This is a genomic window from Paraburkholderia sp. D1E (assembly GCF_052682275.1).
Map to the genome: position 1 here is coordinate 6415056 of NZ_JBQYMB010000001.1, position 15758 is coordinate 6430813.

At 62.3% G+C, this 15758-nt stretch carries 14 protein-coding genes; 7 read left to right on the forward strand and 7 right to left on the reverse strand.

All coding sequences use genetic code 11. The annotated features are described in order from the left end of the window. Nucleotides 1–44: 44 nt before the first annotated feature. A complete protein-coding gene (locus ACUN0E_RS28910; protein WP_445568760.1) occupies nucleotides 45–1460 on the forward strand; it encodes an MmgE/PrpD family protein in 1416 nt (471 codons plus the stop codon). 22 nt (nucleotides 1461–1482) lie between these two features. Here the strand turns inward: ACUN0E_RS28910 and ACUN0E_RS28915 are convergent, their stop codons facing one another. The 5 genes from ACUN0E_RS28915 to ACUN0E_RS28935 form a co-directional block, all read right to left on the reverse strand. Continuing rightward, on the reverse strand, nucleotides 1483–3039 hold the full coding sequence (locus tag ACUN0E_RS28915; RefSeq protein WP_445568761.1) for an MFS transporter: 1557 nt from the start codon (nucleotides 3037–3039) through the stop codon (nucleotides 1483–1485). Between the two features lie 196 nt (nucleotides 3040–3235). Next, entirely contained in the window at nucleotides 3236–4168 is a 933-nt protein-coding gene (locus ACUN0E_RS28920) for an AraC family transcriptional regulator (protein ID WP_445568762.1), read from the reverse strand. A 168-nt stretch (nucleotides 4169–4336) separates the two neighbouring features. Next, entirely contained in the window at nucleotides 4337–5131 is a 795-nt protein-coding gene (locus ACUN0E_RS28925; protein ID WP_445568763.1) for an SDR family NAD(P)-dependent oxidoreductase, read from the reverse strand. A 148-nt stretch (nucleotides 5132–5279) separates the two neighbouring features. Beyond that, a complete protein-coding gene (locus tag ACUN0E_RS28930) occupies nucleotides 5280–5750 on the reverse strand; it encodes an SDR family NAD(P)-dependent oxidoreductase (RefSeq protein WP_445570536.1) in 471 nt (156 codons plus the stop codon). A 99-nt stretch (nucleotides 5751–5849) separates the two neighbouring features. Next, a complete protein-coding gene (locus tag ACUN0E_RS28935) occupies nucleotides 5850–7244 on the reverse strand; it encodes a spinster family MFS transporter (RefSeq protein ID WP_445568764.1) in 1395 nt (464 codons plus the stop codon). Between the two features lie 411 nt (nucleotides 7245–7655). On the opposite strand from ACUN0E_RS28935, the gene ACUN0E_RS28940 reads away from it, so the two are divergent. From ACUN0E_RS28940 to ACUN0E_RS28950, 3 genes are all read left to right on the forward strand, one after another. Beyond that, complete coding sequence (locus ACUN0E_RS28940) at nucleotides 7656–7997, forward strand: DUF4148 domain-containing protein (RefSeq protein WP_445568765.1); 342 nt, start codon at nucleotides 7656–7658, stop codon at nucleotides 7995–7997. 751 nt (nucleotides 7998–8748) lie between these two features. Beyond that, entirely contained in the window at nucleotides 8749–9618 is an 870-nt protein-coding gene (locus ACUN0E_RS28945) for an IclR family transcriptional regulator (protein ID WP_445568766.1), read from the forward strand. Between the two features lie 7 nt (nucleotides 9619–9625). Next, entirely contained in the window at nucleotides 9626–10414 is a 789-nt protein-coding gene (locus tag ACUN0E_RS28950; RefSeq protein ID WP_445568767.1) for an IclR family transcriptional regulator, read from the forward strand. Nucleotides 10415–10465: 51 nt separating this feature from the next. Here ACUN0E_RS28950 and ACUN0E_RS28955 read toward each other — a convergent pair whose 3' ends face one another. Together ACUN0E_RS28955 and ACUN0E_RS28960 are read right to left on the reverse strand one after the other, a co-directional pair. After that, on the reverse strand, nucleotides 10466–11398 hold the full coding sequence (locus ACUN0E_RS28955) for an electron transfer flavoprotein subunit alpha/FixB family protein (protein WP_445568768.1): 933 nt from the start codon (nucleotides 11396–11398) through the stop codon (nucleotides 10466–10468). 23 nt (nucleotides 11399–11421) lie between these two features. Further along, nucleotides 11422–12171: an electron transfer flavoprotein subunit beta/FixA family protein gene (locus tag ACUN0E_RS28960; RefSeq protein ID WP_445568716.1), complete on the reverse strand. Its 750-nt coding sequence runs from the start codon at nucleotides 12169–12171 to the stop codon at nucleotides 11422–11424. Nucleotides 12172–12763: 592 nt separating this feature from the next. On the opposite strand from ACUN0E_RS28960, the gene ACUN0E_RS28965 reads away from it, so the two are divergent. The 3 genes from ACUN0E_RS28965 to ACUN0E_RS28975 all read left to right on the forward strand — a co-directional run bounded on the left by ACUN0E_RS28965 (nucleotide 12764) and on the right by ACUN0E_RS28975 (nucleotide 15716). Beyond that, on the forward strand, nucleotides 12764–13609 hold the full coding sequence (locus ACUN0E_RS28965; protein WP_445568769.1) for an enoyl-CoA hydratase/isomerase family protein: 846 nt from the start codon (nucleotides 12764–12766) through the stop codon (nucleotides 13607–13609). A gap of 16 nt (nucleotides 13610–13625) precedes the next feature. Further along, the gene (locus ACUN0E_RS28970; RefSeq protein WP_445568770.1) at nucleotides 13626–14810 is read left to right on the forward strand and encodes a CaiB/BaiF CoA transferase family protein; all 1185 of its coding nucleotides are present in this window, start codon (nucleotides 13626–13628) and stop codon (nucleotides 14808–14810) included. Between the two features lie 75 nt (nucleotides 14811–14885). Then, on the forward strand, nucleotides 14886–15716 hold the full coding sequence (locus ACUN0E_RS28975) for an HpcH/HpaI aldolase/citrate lyase family protein (RefSeq protein WP_445568771.1): 831 nt from the start codon (nucleotides 14886–14888) through the stop codon (nucleotides 15714–15716). Nucleotides 15717–15758 lie beyond the last annotated feature (42 nt).

Genomic DNA, 15758 nt, shown 5'->3' on the forward strand with positions numbered 1-15758 from the left:
CGTTCGCGACCGGTCGCGCGGCGCTCTTCCAAGGAGACTACATCATGACTACCCCCGTGGCAGACTCGACCGTGCCGCTCAATTGCCCGCCGCTGGAACAGGCGGTTGTCCGCTTCATCCAGGCGTTCACATTCGATCAACTGGATGACGCGGCGCACGCCGGGCTGAACCGGCTGATTCGCGATCAGCTCGCGCTGCAGATCGGCACCTCGCAGATGCCCTGGTCTCACCAATTGTTGGCGTACGCCCGCGCTCGCCAGCTTCCGGGGCGCAGCCGGGTATCCGCCAGCCAGCTTGCGATGAGTGCGCCGGACGCCGCGTTCGTCAACGCCTCGTATGGCCATGGTTTCGAGTACGACGACGCACATGGCGTCAGCGCCAGCCATCCTGGCAGTTGTGTGATTCCCGCCGCCTTGGCGATCGGCGAAGAACTGGGTTCTAGCCTCGAAGAGGTTCTCACCGCGCTCGTGACCGGCTATGAGGTCTACACCCGCATCGGCATGCTGGCGGCGCCCGATCTGCTCAAGCGCGGTTTTCATCCGCATGCGGTACTGTCTAACTTCGGTGCCGCAGCGGTCGCGGCGAAACTGCGCAAGTTCGACGCGGAGACCACGCTGCATGCGCTGTCGATCGCGTTGAGCCATGCATCCGGCACCACGGAGTACAGCTCCACCGGCGGCTCGATCAAGCGCGTGCATGCTGGAATCGGGACGCGCAACGGCATGGTGTCTGCCGACATGGCGCAGGCTGGCATCACAGGGCCACGGGCGTTCCTGAGCGGCAACAAGGGCTTTTTCCGCACGCTCCTGCAGCGCAGCGCCGGCGAGCACGCCGAGGCGCGTTTCGCAGCGGGGCAGCCGTTCGAGATCGGCACGGTCTGGCTCAAGGCGTACTGCGCGTGCTACTGCACGCATGCGTACATCGATGCGATCCGTCCGTTCGCCGAGCGCCGATCCGATATCGAGAAGGTGCGGGTGCGCATCCATCCGGCCTTCAACGTGGTCGTCGGCACAGCTAACGCCAATACATTCGAGCCGAAGAATATCGAGCACGTGCAGTACAGCCTGCCGGTGCAGATGGCGTTCGCGCTGCTCGGCAAGGGCAACGGCTACCGCTCGCATCGTGACTACCTGAACGGCAACGTAGACATGGGGCCCGTTCTGGCAGCGGCGCGCGGCATCGAGATCACCGAAGCCCCCGAGCTGGAGACGGGCTATCCGGGCAAGTTCGTGGCCGACGTGACGGTCGAGTTCCGCGACGGCAAGTCTGAGCACGTGTTCGTCGAAGATCCGATCGGCACGCTGGCGAACCCGATGTCAGAGCGTGAACAGGACGCGAAATTCATGGAGTTGACCGTCGACGTACTCGGCGACGACCGCGCCCGCGCGCTGCTCGCGGCGCTCCGGAAGCTGGATCCCCGCCTCCAGGCCGCCGACCTGATGGCGATGTGCACTGCCTGACGCGTGACGCCTGGCGACGGTCTCACCTGATCTGCTGCTGGACGAGCGCGATTGCGCCGCCCAGCAGCGCAAGCACGATCATCACGTGAAAGCCGTCCAGCACGCTCATGAAGCTCGCCTGATGTGCCGCGACGCGAGCGAGTTCCGCCAGCGCGAGGTTGCGCGCGTCGCCGGCTGCGTTTCCTAGCGCCTCGAACGCGCGAGTCAGCGTGTCGAGCGTGTTTCGGAAGATCGGATTGAACGGGCTCGCAAACTCGTTGAGACGCGTCTCATGGACGGCCATGCGATGCTGTTCCAGGATGATCACGGAAGCCGTCGACAGCGAGTAGGACAGTTGCTTGACGATGTTCTTGAAGCGGTATCCGTGCGTGAACTCGTCGTTCGAGAAGATCTGGAACGCGACGCTGGCGGTCGGCAGCGCGATGAACATCAGCAGGAAGCCGCGCATGACTAGCGGCGGCAGGAGCCACGGCGTACTGACGTCGGGCGGCAGGTGTTCGACCCATATGCCGATGAATGCTGCCATCAGGAATCCCGGCACGATCAGCCATTTCTTGCGCGTAATGCGCTTCGCGTAATGAAAGTAGGCGAACGCCATGGGAATCGACGCGAGCGACGTGAGTCCGACCAGGCGGCCCGCGTTTTCAACCGGATAGTCGAGGCCGCTCAGGAGCAGCCTCGAGATCAGGTAACCGATCGCATTGCTCATGAAGTAGTAGCACGCATACAGCACGATGCCAAGCCGGTAGGGGCCTTCACGCAGCGCGTTCAAGCGCAGGAGCGGCCTCGGATCATGCCATTGCTGCCATGCGAACCAGCCGAGCGCACATCCGCCGGCCACGGTCATGAACAGCAGTAGCGGCGACGTGCTGAACTGCTCGAAACGGATCTGCTGCGTGACGATCTGAAGCGTGCCGAGCGCGGACGCGAACACGAGGTAGGGCCACAGGTGCGTCGCGCTGCGCCGCTCGGGCCGCCGCTTGCCGACGTGCGGCACGACCAGGAAGGAGAACACGGCCAGCGCCGTGCCCGCAACTGTCGAGCAGGTGAATAGTGCGCGCCAGTCCAGATGCGCGACGAGATAGCCTCCGATCATCGGGGCGAGCGCGCTGGCGAGCAGGATCATCGTCAGGAAGATGCGCGTGGCCGGTGCGCGCTCCTGCGGCAGGAAACACGTCTGTAACAGGATGCGGCAGGTACCCAGCATCGGTCCAATGAAATACCCCTGGAAGCCGCGCGCCATCGCAAGTTCGAGCGACGACTCGCTGAGCGACGCGGCCAGTGAGCCCGCGGCAAACATCAACAGGCAGGCGCTGAGGTAGCGGCGAAATCCAAGTCGCTCGATCAGCCACTGTTGCTGGACGATGCCGAGCACGGATGTGGTCGCGTACGCGGTCGACGACCAGACCAGTTCGTCGGGCGACGCGTTGATGCCGCCGGCAATGTAGCTCGTGAAGAACGAGAAGATCGTGTTGTCGAAATAGTCGATGCCGACCGCAAGTGCGATGGCCCACGGCAACAGATCATTGCGCAGATGCCTGAGCGTGAAGAGGCGTGTGCGGGAAGCCGTGAGCCTCATGATTTTGAATTACTTGAATCAGACGTGAGGGTACACGTATAGGTATCGACGGATTACGACGGAATTGCGGTCGTTGTTAGAGGGCTTCGCGGCTAAAGAGAACGGGAGTCGCCAAGGGGCATGATACGGCCGTCCCGTTTCGGTTCGTGGAATGGGAGGCCTTTCGTTCCGTACCTTGAAATATGCGTTGCCGCGCTTACTCGCTTGTCATCAGAACCAGTGGCTGGCGTCGGTACTGTGTCGGCGACGAGAGCATGGTTCTTTTAAACGCAGTGCTGAATGCGCTTTCGGATTCGTAGCCCAGCGAGAATGCGATCGAAGCGATGCCCTCGTCGCTGCCACGCAGACGATCCGCCGCGATCAGCATGCGCCAGCGCGTGAGGTAACTCATCGCCGTCGTTCCCACCAGACGCTTGAACCGTTGCGCGAAGATCGTCCGCGACACGCCCGCGATTCGGGCCAAGTCCTCGAGCGTCCAGTTGCGGGCAGGCTCGGCGTGAATGGCGCCCACCGCCGAGCTGATCCGCTGGTCGGACAGCGCCCGGAACCATCCCGTCGGCAAATCGGCGGAGCCGCTATCCAGATAGAGCCGCAACACTTGCACAAGCATCAGGTGCACGAGATACACGGAAACCAGAGTGCCGCCCGGTTGCGGGCGCCGCATTTCGGATACCAACTGATCGAGCGACCAGCGTAGGACTTCCGCCTGGACTGAGGCCCGCGGCACATGAATGACCGGCGGCAACGCTTCGAACAGCACAGGCGCGTGATGGCTGGAAAAGGCGAAGCGCCCGCTGATCAGGAGAACCTCGCCACCGCCGTTGTGGATCGCGATGCCGTCGCGGGCCGCGGCCCCCATCATCGCCTCGGAGTCGTCTGGCGGCAGTGCCGGATCGGAGGCCAGCACGAAGCGACGCCCGCTGTTCAACAGAAAGCAGTCGCCTTCGTCGAAGCGGATCGGCTGGTCGAGACCTTCGGCTATCCCCCAGCACGTCCCCCGCAGGACGGCTGTGAACTTGATGCCTTCGTGAGCAGGGAAGACGAAAGACCAGGCCCCCGCCGTGTCGAACCCGGCGCAGAGTTGACTGCGCGGCTTCAATAGCGAAAGAACGTCTGAAAGCGGGTCCATGGGATGATTCGTGCGATCTGTGAGAGGCCCGCGTGCTGCGACGCGCAGCGATCTGCATTCGGGTCGTACCGCGAGCTTACACGCGGACGGTGGACGTGCCGGAAACGAATGCCGAAGACGTCGAGCGCTTCGGCAAGTCGCTTCGGCAAGCGGCGGCGTGCCGCCTGGTCAAATGGGCGTGTCGGCCACGCCACCGTCGGCCCGCAGCGCAGCGCCCGTCGTGGCGGAAGCGAGCGTCGAGCAGGTGTAGAGCACCAGATTGGCCACTTCCTCGACCGACTGGAAGCGTCGGGTGATGGATGAGGGGCGCAGCGCCTTGACCAGTTCAGCGCCCTGTTCCTCGATGGTTTTGCCGGTGCGGTTGATCTCGGCCTCCAGGAATGTCACGACACCTTCGCTCAGCGTCGGCCCCGGCAGCACCGCGTTCACCGTGACGCCGGTGCCGGCCATACGCTTGGCGAGGCCGCGCGAGATGCCAAGGAGCGCCGTCTTGGTCATCGCGTAGTGGAGCATGTCCGGTGGTGTGCTGATGCCGCATTCGGAGCTGATGAACACCACTCGTCCCCAGTCGCGCGCGCCCATTGCCGGTAGGTATGCGCGAGACAGCCGAACCCCGGCCATGATGTTGAGGTCGAAATACTTTTGCCAGGTTTCGTCGGAGATCTCGAAGAAGTCGGCCGTCTCATAGATGGCCGCGTTGTTCACCAGAATGTCGCAGGCGGGGACTTGCTCCACAAGCTTGCGGCAGCCTGCGGCGGACGATAGATCGGCCGCCGCGCCGCGTACCTTCGCGCCGGGGAGCGCGGCTTTGAGCGCGGCTACAGCCGTCGCAACCCGCGATTCGCTGAGGTCGTTCACCACGACCTCGGCGCCGGCCTCCGCCAGCCGCTTCGCTATGGCCCAGCCGATGCCCTGTGCGGCGCCGGTCACGACAGCGACCTTGTTGTCCAACGTAATCTGCATGGTGTCTCCTTGTAGTTTCGGTCACTTCGCGCATGCTATGTATTTTGTGCCGGACTGACCTTGCCGGAGCGTCCGTTTTTCTTGCTCGATCGTACGGGGCGACGCGCGCGTATTCGCCGTGCAACACGCCCGACGAAAGCCATCCTTGTCAGGTCACGCTAATGGGATTCTTCTGAGCACCAGGAAACGCCGTGTCTTCGGATTGAGCGCGCCACGGACCGAGATCCTTGTTGCGCGACGCTATCGTCGCTTCCCACAAACCATACGCATCTGAACCGAGCATCAGGCGCAGCGGTGGCGTTTCGCTTTCGACCACGTCGATCATCAGATGGGCTGCCTTGACCGGATCGCCTGCCTGAGTGCCTGCCTGGCTGGCGAAGTACTGCTGCATCGGCTCCGTCATAGGTTCGTAGATGTCGAGGCTTCGTTCCGGCTGCATGTTCACGTCGCCGGCGAACTCTGTGCGGAAGGCGCCCGGCTCGACCAGAGTGACACGAATGCCAAACGGCTTGACTTCGTGATGCAATGCTTCGCTCAAGCCTTCCAGCGCAAACTTTGACGCGCTATAGAGGCCGCAGATGGGGAACGACACCAGGCCGGCAATGCTGGTGAGGTTGATTCTTTTTAGATCGTACGGGGGCCGCTAGCGTCGAACCCTCCCGACTCACAATTCGTCCCGGCTTCAGCGGGACACTTCCGAAATCGGCGATACCGGATGTCAGCCGACTTGCGCTGCGCGTTCCTCCGTGAGCAGGCGCCGGTAATGGGGCAGCGCGGTGAAAAGCAGCCACGCGGCAAGAGCGGACGCGATTGTGCACACGATGGCGATCGAATAGCCGACCATCTTCGGATTGTGGAATACGTGATCCGTGAGCAGAGCGATCAGTGTCGGACCTGCGCCGAAGCCGATCAGCTGCGCGACGAACGAATAGAGTGCGCCAATGGCGCCGCGCATGCGGCTGGGTGCGACGAGCTGGAGTGCGGCCGCCATGCAGCCGGTCGGCAGGCTGAAGAAAAAGACCGTGCCGGCTGCCGCGGCCAGCGCGCCTGCGGAACCGGTCGCGAACGGAATGCATGCACAGCAGAGCAGCATCGGAAACATCGAGAGCGCGGCGGTACGCAAAGGGGCATCCTCATAGCCGCGCCGTTCGAGTTGCTGGGCGATCCACGGTCCGACCAGCGCGCCGGCTATGCCGAAGCTGACAACCAGTATGCCGAAACGGAACCCGACCGACGCGGCGGGCATTCCATGGGCACGAATCAGATACGTCGGAAGCCATGCCGGCATGCCGAGCACGACAATCGCGAGAGTACCGACACCGAGCAGGATGCGCGTATAGAAGGCGCGCCGTTTCCAGAGAAACGCCGCCGCGTCGCCGGTGGTAAATTGACGATCGTCCTCGCCACCGCCAAGGATCCTGCTGCGCACCGGTTCGCGCACAGTCAGCAGCACCAGCAGCGCGAACAGTATTCCAGGCAGTCCGATGATGACGAAGGCGAGTTGCCAGGTCTGGAACTGCGCGAGGATCGGGAACTGCAGGTGCACGCCGCGCGCGGACTCGATCACGAGGCCGCTTGCAACAAGCGAAAGTCCGCCACCGAGCATGGGTCCGAGAATGAAGATGCTCATCGCGCGTGCCATGCGCTTCGCCGAAAAGCAATCGGCAAGCATCGAAAGCGCGATCGGGAATACGCACGCTTCACTGGCACCGACGCCGAAGCGCGCGAGGAAGAGTCCTTCGAACGTGTTGGCGTTGCCGCATAGTGCAGTAAAAGTGCACCACAGACAGATGCCGATCAGCAAGATGTTGCGCCGGTTGGTTACGTCGACGAGCCGGCCGAATAGCGGGGACGCGATCAGGTAGGCGGAAATGAATGCAATGCCCTGAACCAGGCTCAGTTGCGTGTCGGAGATGACAAGCGAATGCTTGATCGGATCGACGAGCAAGTTGAGAAGCTGACGATCGATATAAGCGAGCGAATACGCCAGCGTCAGGATGCCCAGAATGTACCAGGAGCGCGGACTGTCGTGCACGATTCGCGCCCGTGATTGCCGGGATAGCGCTTCTTTGGCGCTGCCGCCTGGTGGTACAGCCTCTACAACGTTCTTCATATCGTCTCCGATTCGATAGTTAAATTGCTGCGAAACTTGGTGCGTCGAATAGGCACAACGCATTACGGTGACGTGCAAGGTCTTGCGTTACGGCACAAATTAATTTGTGCAACCAAACGGATGTTAGGTAGTTTCGCGGACGAGAAAATCACCTGCAATGGGTGTTATCCATTAAGGCGGGATTCGGCGCGGGAGTCTGTGGAGAACCTGGATGACGATTGTGTGATCTGTCATCCGAATGGGTTATTTCGTTTTCCGGAACATTATTGTCGAGCGTGACTTGCCGGTGTTTTTGTCGTCGTTATGCAGTTATGATTTCCACGCTTCCTAACGCAAAAACCGTCGGGTGGCGAACTGGGAGAGATACTCCGAGTGATTCATTTCAGACCAATCAGAAGAGAGAGTGCAACGATGAGACATGAAATCGGCAAATTGATGCTCGCCACTGCCACGGCCGCATTCCTGATTACCGGCGCCGCACCGGCGTTCGCGCAAGCGTCCGCTGGCGAATCCACCACACAGACAGCCACGCCTACCGCGAAGGAAAGCAAGGCGCAGGCGCGCAAGGAGGCGCGCGCCAAACGCAAGGCGGAACGCAAGGAAGCGCGGGCGAAGAATTCCGCGGACCTCAAGCGACTGGAGGACGCCGGATACAAGCCCGGCGTTCCCGATCCGAACTATCCGCAGAATCTGCAGAACGCGGAAAAGAAGGCAGCGACGAAGGACGCAGTTCCGGCCGGCGCCAGCCAATAGGTGTAGTCGAGTAGCGTGCGACGCCGTTCACGCAAGGCACGCTGCTCGTTCGTTACGTGCCGATCGATTCACGCCCGCGTCGCTTCGATCGGCATCGGACATACCACCTTCCAGCTCGCATGCCTGTGCATCCCATCACGCGAGCAACTGCTCGGGGTATCGCTGTTCAGTGTCTGTGTCGACTGCTGAAGATGCGAACCGCGATCGAAGAATACCCACAATGATGGTTGCCGCTGACATCTGTCAACGGGCGACGCGCCGGCATTCCGTACAGCGAAAGTGCCGGGCAGCGCACATGGCCGGAGAACCACGCGATACATGCGGGTGTACGCCGCGGAACTGCGCGCCCAAAGTACGGAACATATCCGCGGCCACCGTTGACGTGCGACCGCACGATGCGCGCATGATCAAAGCATCCGGAGAGACAAGAAATCCCGTGTGCATTCGGTTGACCAGAGCCGGTTCTGTGTTCCGTACTATGAATTCAGATTCCGATCGTGTTATCTAGGAAAAGCCGCAGGAAGTCCTGTTTTTCGGCATGCAAGCACGATGAGTATCTCGCTATCTGTTTCAAAGTACGGAACATATCTCGGCTATCATTGACGCGTTCCCGGCTAGATCCTTTAATTCATGGTATCGGACGCGTGCACGCGGCGAGCTCCGCACAGATGCGGAATGTGCTGCCGTGATTGATTCGTAAGCGCAGTTCATGGCCGTTTCCAGAGCCAAATCGAGACAAACGGAGCGATCGATGTCGTCGCAACAAAACCAGGATATGCAGTCCCTAGCGGGGCAGGAAGACGCGGGTTGGGATGCGGCATCGATGGACGGCGGCGGGCATCCGGAACGTGGGCAAGCTGCCGGGGCGATGGTCGTTCCGCTGGCGCGGAGCCTGGCGATACTGACCGCATTTTCGTCACACGAACCGTGGCTCGGCAATCAGGAACTCGTGCTCGAAACGGGGATCCCTGCGCCGACGATTTCGCGGATGGTGCGTTCGCTCGTCGCGCTCGGTTATCTCCATTATTCACCCCAGCGTCGCAAATACCGGCTGGCAGCGCCTGTGTTGTCGCTCGGCTACGCGGCGATTGCCCATTCCGATGTTCAGCTTCTCGCGCGGCTTGAAATGCAGGCGTTCGCCAACGCGAGCGACACCTATGTGATGCTCGGCACGCGCGATCGTCTCGATGTCATCGTGCTCGAAACCTGTTCGAGCAAACCCGCCTCGGTCGATCTCAAGCTGGGTGCGGGTACGCGCCTGCGCATCGCATCGTCACCGATGGGCTGGGCTCTCCTTGCGGCATTGCCGGAACTAGAGCGCTTCTATCTGCTCGGTAACATCGAGCGCAAGACAGGGCGAGATTGGCCTCACCTGCGGCGACGCATCAGCGAAGGCATCTCGCAAGTACACAACGTCGGTTACTGCATGTCGCTCGGCGAGTGGGAGCCGGATCTGACGATTCTCGCCGTTCCGCTGGTCATCCAGGACCACACGCCACTCGTGCTCGCCTGTGTCGGCCGCAGCGCGCGCTTGGGACGCGCGCGTGTCGAACGGGAACTCGGGCCGCGGCTGGTCGCGGCGGCACAACACCTGCAGGAGCAAGCGGTCGTTATTGACTGAGACGAACATGAACAGATCCGATACGCAAAAAGGTGTGACGCTGACCGTCGAACGCGGACTCGAGGTGCTGCGGGCGTTCCGGGCGGCGCGTGCGTCGTTGTCCAACGCTGAACTGGTGAGGCGCACGAGCCTTCCGAAGGCGACGGTATCCCGGCTGACGACGACGCTGATCTCAATCGGATATCTGCGCAGGGTAGGGGGCGGGCGTCAATTCGAACTCAGCGCCGGCGCGCTGAGTATCGGACACGCATATCTGGAGGCGAATCACGTCACGCGCCTCGTCAATCCGGTGATGCAGAAACTGGCCGACAAGCTGGACCTCTCGGTCGCGCTGGCGGTGCCCCATCATCTCGACATGCTGTATGTCGCGTGGCGCGCAGGCGCCAGGATTGCGACGCTGCGCCTCGGCGTCGGGTCGCTGTTGCCGATGGAATCGACCGCGGTCGGGCGCGCCTATCTGTATGCGCTGCCGAAGGAGGAGCGCGAAACTTTGATCGCCGCGTTGCTTGAAGCAGCGGGCGACGACGCTGACAAGGTCCGCAGGAATCTCGATGTTGCGTTCGCCGATCTGCAGCAGTCGGGGGTGTGCATGTCGGTCGGCGAATATCAGCGCAATGCGTACGGCATCGCGTTGCCAATCGTGATCGGCCGCTCGCGTACGCTGATGGCGCTGAACTGCGGCGCGGTGGAACTTGAAGTGGACATGGCGGCGATTCGCGGGCGCGTGATTCCCGAATTGAAGGTCGCGGCCGACACGTTGGCCTTCATACTGGCCGATGTGGACTGCGCGGCCTGACGCCTCGGCGCCCAGTGATGAGGCGCCTTGCAGCGACATGCGTGCACGGTCTTACAGTTCGCTAACGAGTTCCGGCACGAGCGTGAACAGGTCGCCCACCAGACCATAATCGGCGACGCTGAAAATCGGCGCTTCCGGGTCCTTGTTGATCGCCACGATCACCTTCGAGTCTTTCATGCCCGCCAGATGCTGGATCGCACCCGAGATGCCGACGGCCACATACAGTTGCGGCGCGACGATCTTGCCGGTCTGACCGACCTGATAGTCGTTCGGCACGAAGCCCGCATCGACCGCTGCACGCGATGCGCCCAGCGCTGCGTTCAGCTTGTCGGCCAGCGGCTCGAGAACCTTCGTGTAGTTCTCGCCGTTGCCCAGACCCCGGCCACCCGAGACGATGATCTTCGCCGACGTCAGTTCCGGGCGGTCCAGCTTCGTCACTTCACGGCTGACGAACTGCAACAGGCCGCTGTCGGCTGCCGCTTCGATCTTCTCGACCGTTGCGCTGCCGCCAACGGCCGCCACCGGGTCGAAACCGGTCGTGCGAACCGTGATGACCTTGATCGGATCCTGGGATTGAACCGTTGCAATCGCGTTGCCTGCGTAGATCGGACGCTCGAACGTGTCCGCGCTATCTACAGCCGTGATGTCGCTGATCTGCGCGACGTCCAGCTTCGCGGCGATACGCGGCGCGATGTTCTTGCCGTAAGCCGTCGCCGGCGTGAGGATGTGCGAATAGTCCTTCGCGATGTTCAGCACCGTCGCTTCGACGTTTTCGGCCAGCCCTGCTTCGAGTTGCGGCGCGTCGGCCAGCAACACCTTCGAAACACCTGCGATCTTCGCCGCCGCATCGGCCGCAGCCTGTGCGTTGTACCCTGCCACCAGCACGTGAATATCACCACCGATCTTCTGCGCGGCTGCGATCGTGTTCAGCGTCGCGGCCTTGATCGACGCGTTATCGTGTTCTGCAATTACCAGATTCGTCATTTCGTCCGTCTCCTGCGTTGTCCTTAGAGCACCTTGGCTTCGGTCTTCAGCTTCTCGACCAGCGTCTTCACATCTGGCACCTTCACACCGGCAGAGCGCTTCGGCGGCTCGACAACCTTCAGCGTCTTCAGACGCGGCGTCACGTCGACACCGAGGTCTTCTGGCTTGACGATTTCCAGCGGCTTCTTCTTCGCCTTCATGATGTTCGGCAGCGTCACGTAGCGCGGCTCGTTCAGACGCAGATCGGTCGTGATCACAGCCGGCAAGCTCAGCGACAGCGTTTCGGCACCACCGTCCACTTCACGCGACACCGTAGCCTTACCGTCGGCCACAACCACCTTCGAGGCGAACGTGGCTTGCGGCAGATTCGCCAGCGCAGCCAGCATCTGGCCGGTCTGGTTCGAATCGTCGTCGATGGCCTGCTTGCCCAGAATGACCAGCCCAGGCTGTTCCTTGTCGACCAGCGCCTTCAGCAGCTTGGCAACGGCCAGCGGCTGCAGTTCTTCGTTCGACTCGATCAGGATCGCACGGTCCGCACCGATCGCGAGCGCTGTACGCAGCGTTTCCTGCGCTTGCGTCACGCCGGCCGACACGGCGATCACTTCTGTCGCCACGCCTGCTTCGCGCAGACGAACGGCTTCTTCAACCGCGATTTCGTCGAACGGATTCATCGACATCTTCACGTTCGCGATGTCGACGCCCGTGCCGTCCGATTTCACGCCGACCTTCACATTCGCGTCGACGACGCGCTTGACCGGGACCAATACCTTCACTCTGTCTCTCCTTTTCGATCCAACATTCCGCTTCAAACAGCGCGGACCCTGCCGCGGATGCATCAAGTTCCAGCGAGGACGGGGCCTCGCCTGGAACTTGCCGCAGCACCTCCGTTGGGTTCAACAGTGTCGGTTCAGCCGTCGGGGCGTCAATACCGTTTGATCAATGGTTCCGTACTTTGGAAGTGCGGCGGTGAGTGATGATCCGGTTATGCGCGCCACGTGGCTGTATCCGTACGAAAAGGCGCATCGCAGTTATTTTGACGTACGGAACAACACGAGTAATCGCATTGACGAGACCGGATGCAGCGGACACGATTGACCGGCATCGCGATCGAGATCGAACCCGATAAGCGGCCCTCGACGTTCAGACAGGCATGCTATGGAACTGGATCTCGAAGGTCGATCTGTCCTCGTGACCAGCGTAGCGGCGCGGGCATCGCAAAAGCATTCGCGCGAGAGGGCGGCCAGTTTCGGCTCGTCGCGTATTCAGCCGACAGGCTCGCGGCGATGGGAGAGGAGATCGGAGCGACCTTGGAGCATCACGTCGCGCCGCTCGGTGAGTCAACCATAAGGAAGAGGAAGGGGAATCATGCCTCAAAACAGTAAGGAGACGTCGGCTTACGCCGGCTATTCAAGTCTCGCGTTCGATCGTCCCGCGAAGGGCGTCCTGCGTATCACGCTCAACCGCCCGGAACGGCTCAACGCGCTCGATGCGCGCGGCCACGACGAATTGGCCCGCGTGTGGCGCGACGTCGACGAGGATTCGAGCGTCGCCGCCGTGATCCTGTGCGGAGCGGGGAAGGCATTCTCCGCTGGCGGCGACTTCGACATGGTGGAGGAAATGATTGATTCGTTCGATGCACGCGTTCGCGTGTGGCGCGAATCCAAGGATCTCGTCTACAACATCATCAACTGCTCGAAGCCGATCGTATCGGCGATTCACGGCTCGGCGGTTGGTGCGGGTCTGGTTGCCGCGCTGCTCGCGGACATCTCGGTCGCGGGCCGCTCGGCGCGCCTGGTGGATGGACATACGCGCCTGGGCGTGGCGGCAGGCGATCATGCCGCGATCATCTGGCCGCTGCTGTGCGGGATGGCGAAGGCCAAGTATCACCTGATGCTGTGCGAACCCGTGACCGGCGAAAAGGCGGAGCAGATCGGCCTCGTGTCGGTCGCGGTGGACGACGCGGACGTGCAGCAGACGGCGCTATCGATCGCGACGCGGCTCGTGAACGGCGCGCCGTCGGCGACGCGCTGGACCAAGTACGCGCTCAACAACTGGCTGCGCCAGGCGGGCCCGATTTTCGACGCGTCGCTGGCGCTGGAAATGCTCGGCTTCGGTGGCGCGGAGGTGCGCGAAGGCGTTAAGTCGTTCCGCGATAAGCGGGCGCCCGAATTCCCCGTCGATACGCCGGTGTCTCCGACGCGGCCTGCGTGAATAAGGATAACGACTGATGACGAAGGTTCTGGAAGGTATTCGTGTTCTCGACTTTGGACGCTATATCGCCGGCCCGTTTTGCGCGGCGCTGCTGGGGGATTTCGGCGCCGACGTGATCCGGATCGACCGGGTCGGCGGGAGCGAGGACCGGTTCGTGATGCCGGTGACGGAGAGCGGGGAAGGTGCGGTATTTCTGCAGTCGAATCGCAACAAGCGCTCGCTGACGCTCGATCTTGACTCTCCGCAGGGGCGAGAGGTCGCGCGGCGGCTGATCCGAACCGCAGATGTGGTGGTTGCGAACATGCCGCCGAAGACGCTGGCGAACCTCGGGCTCGATTACGAATCCTTGTGTGCGATCAAGCCGGACATCATCCTGACGGCGTCGTCCGCATTCGGCAACCACGCTGATGCGGCGCATCGTGTCGGTTTCGACGGCGTCGGACAGGCGATGAGTGGCGCGGTGTATCTGTCGGGTATGCCCGAGAATCCGGCGAAGGCGATGGTGCCAGTGGTGGACTTCGCGACCGCGATGTCAAGTGCGCTCGGCACGGTCATGGCGCTTTACGAGCGTCGCACGAGCGGGAAGGGGCAGATCGTGGAAGGCTCGCTGTTGCAGACGGCGTTGACCTTCGCGAGCGGCATCCTGATCGAAGAGTCGGTGCTGGGCCTCGATAGGCAAGCCACGGGGAATCGCAGCCCCAGCTATGGGCCATCGGATATCTTCCGTACCGCGGATGGCTGGATCATCGCGCAGGTGATCGGGCAACCGTTGTTCAAGCGCTGGGTACACTTGATCGGCGCCCCCGAACTCATCGACGACCCGCGCTTTGCAGACGATCTGAGCCGCGGCGAGAACGGCCAGATACTGAGCGAGATGATGTCGAAGTGGTGTGCATCGCGTACTCGCGCGGAAGCGCTCGACGCGTTGGAGAAGGCCAAGATTCCGGCCGGCCCGGTCTACTCGCCCCGCGAAGCGCTCGACGACCCGGTGATTCGTGCATCGGAGGCATTCGACTGGGTCGACTACCCGGGCATGGCGCGCTCGGCGCCAATCGTGTCGTCACCTGCGAAGCTGTCGCGCACGCCGCCGGCGATCGAATCGCGCGCGCCGACGGTCGGCGAACACACGGTTGCGATCCTGCACGAGGTCGGGTATAGCGATTCGGAGATTGGCGCGCTTCGCGAGTTGGGCGTCGTGTAAGGCGGCGCTCGTGCCGACACGCTTTGATGCACTTGCACCTTCCACCGAATCACCGATATACAGCAGGAATCCGAAATGTCGTCCAACGTCTCTCATTCGCCGCAATCCTATTTGTTTGTACCCGGCAGCCGGCCCGACCGTTTCCAGAGCGCGCTGTCGAGCGGCGCCGACGCCGTCATCGTGGATCTTGAGGATGCGGTCGAACCCGCAGCCAAGGAATCGGCCCGCGCGGCCGTCGCGGCATGGGTGTCGCGCAGTCACCCCGTACTGATCCGGATCAATGCCTATGGCACGCGCTGGTTCGACGAGGACGCGAAACTGGCGGCGCTTGACGGCATCGCGGGCATCGTGCTGCCGAAAACGGAGCGCGCGTTGGACGTGATCAACGTCGTGTGGCGCGCACGCCGAAAGGTACCAGTCTTTCCGCTGATCGAGACCGCCGTTGGCATGCTGTCGGCGATGGAGATTGCGAAAGCGCCGTGCGTGAAACAACTGATGTTCGGCACGCTGGATTTCATCGCCGAGATGGGTATGCAGGAAGACCGCGAAGCGTTGAATCCGTATCGCGCGCAACTAGCGCTGATCTCGCGTGCCGCTGGGCTCGATCAGCCGATCGACGGCGTCACACCCGACATTAACGATGTCGAGCGATTGACGGCCGACGCGTTGAACGGCAAGAGGCAAGGCTTCGGGGCGAAGCTCTGCATTCATCCCGGGCAGATCGCGGCTGTCCACGCGTGTTATCGACCCGGTGAACAGGAACTCGCGTGGGCGCGGCGCGTTGTCGATGCAATGACGGAGTCCCGTGCCGGCGCGATCACAGTCGACGGAAAGATGGTCGACCGGCCGGTCCTGTTGCGCGCGCAGCGCTTGCTGGCGTTTGCCGCGGGCAAGAAGCAGGCTTGAGTATTCCCGGACGGTTACGCGACGACTGGGCAACGCGGACGC

Coding starts and splice junctions, on each gene's coding strand:
- ACUN0E_RS28910 (WP_445568760.1), top strand. CDS start 45: ATGACTACCCCCGTGGCAGACTCGACCGTGCCGCTCAATTGCCCGCCG.
- ACUN0E_RS28950 (WP_445568767.1), top strand. CDS start 9,626: ATGAACAGATCCGATACGCAAAAAGGTGTGACGCTGACCGTCGAACGC.
- ACUN0E_RS28975 (WP_445568771.1), top strand. CDS start 14,886: ATGTCGTCCAACGTCTCTCATTCGCCGCAATCCTATTTGTTTGTACCC.
- ACUN0E_RS28955 (WP_445568768.1), bottom strand. CDS start 11,398: ATGACGAATCTGGTAATTGCAGAACACGATAACGCGTCGATCAAGGCC.
- ACUN0E_RS28965 (WP_445568769.1), top strand. CDS start 12,764: ATGCCTCAAAACAGTAAGGAGACGTCGGCTTACGCCGGCTATTCAAGT.
- ACUN0E_RS28920 (WP_445568762.1), bottom strand. CDS start 4,168: ATGGACCCGCTTTCAGACGTTCTTTCGCTATTGAAGCCGCGCAGTCAA.
- ACUN0E_RS28940 (WP_445568765.1), top strand. CDS start 7,656: ATGAGACATGAAATCGGCAAATTGATGCTCGCCACTGCCACGGCCGCA.
- ACUN0E_RS28915 (WP_445568761.1), bottom strand. CDS start 3,039: ATGAGGCTCACGGCTTCCCGCACACGCCTCTTCACGCTCAGGCATCTG.
- ACUN0E_RS28945 (WP_445568766.1), top strand. CDS start 8,749: ATGTCGTCGCAACAAAACCAGGATATGCAGTCCCTAGCGGGGCAGGAA.
- ACUN0E_RS28935 (WP_445568764.1), bottom strand. CDS start 7,244: ATGAAGAACGTTGTAGAGGCTGTACCACCAGGCGGCAGCGCCAAAGAA.
- ACUN0E_RS28925 (WP_445568763.1), bottom strand. CDS start 5,131: ATGCAGATTACGTTGGACAACAAGGTCGCTGTCGTGACCGGCGCCGCA.
- ACUN0E_RS28970 (WP_445568770.1), top strand. CDS start 13,626: ATGACGAAGGTTCTGGAAGGTATTCGTGTTCTCGACTTTGGACGCTAT.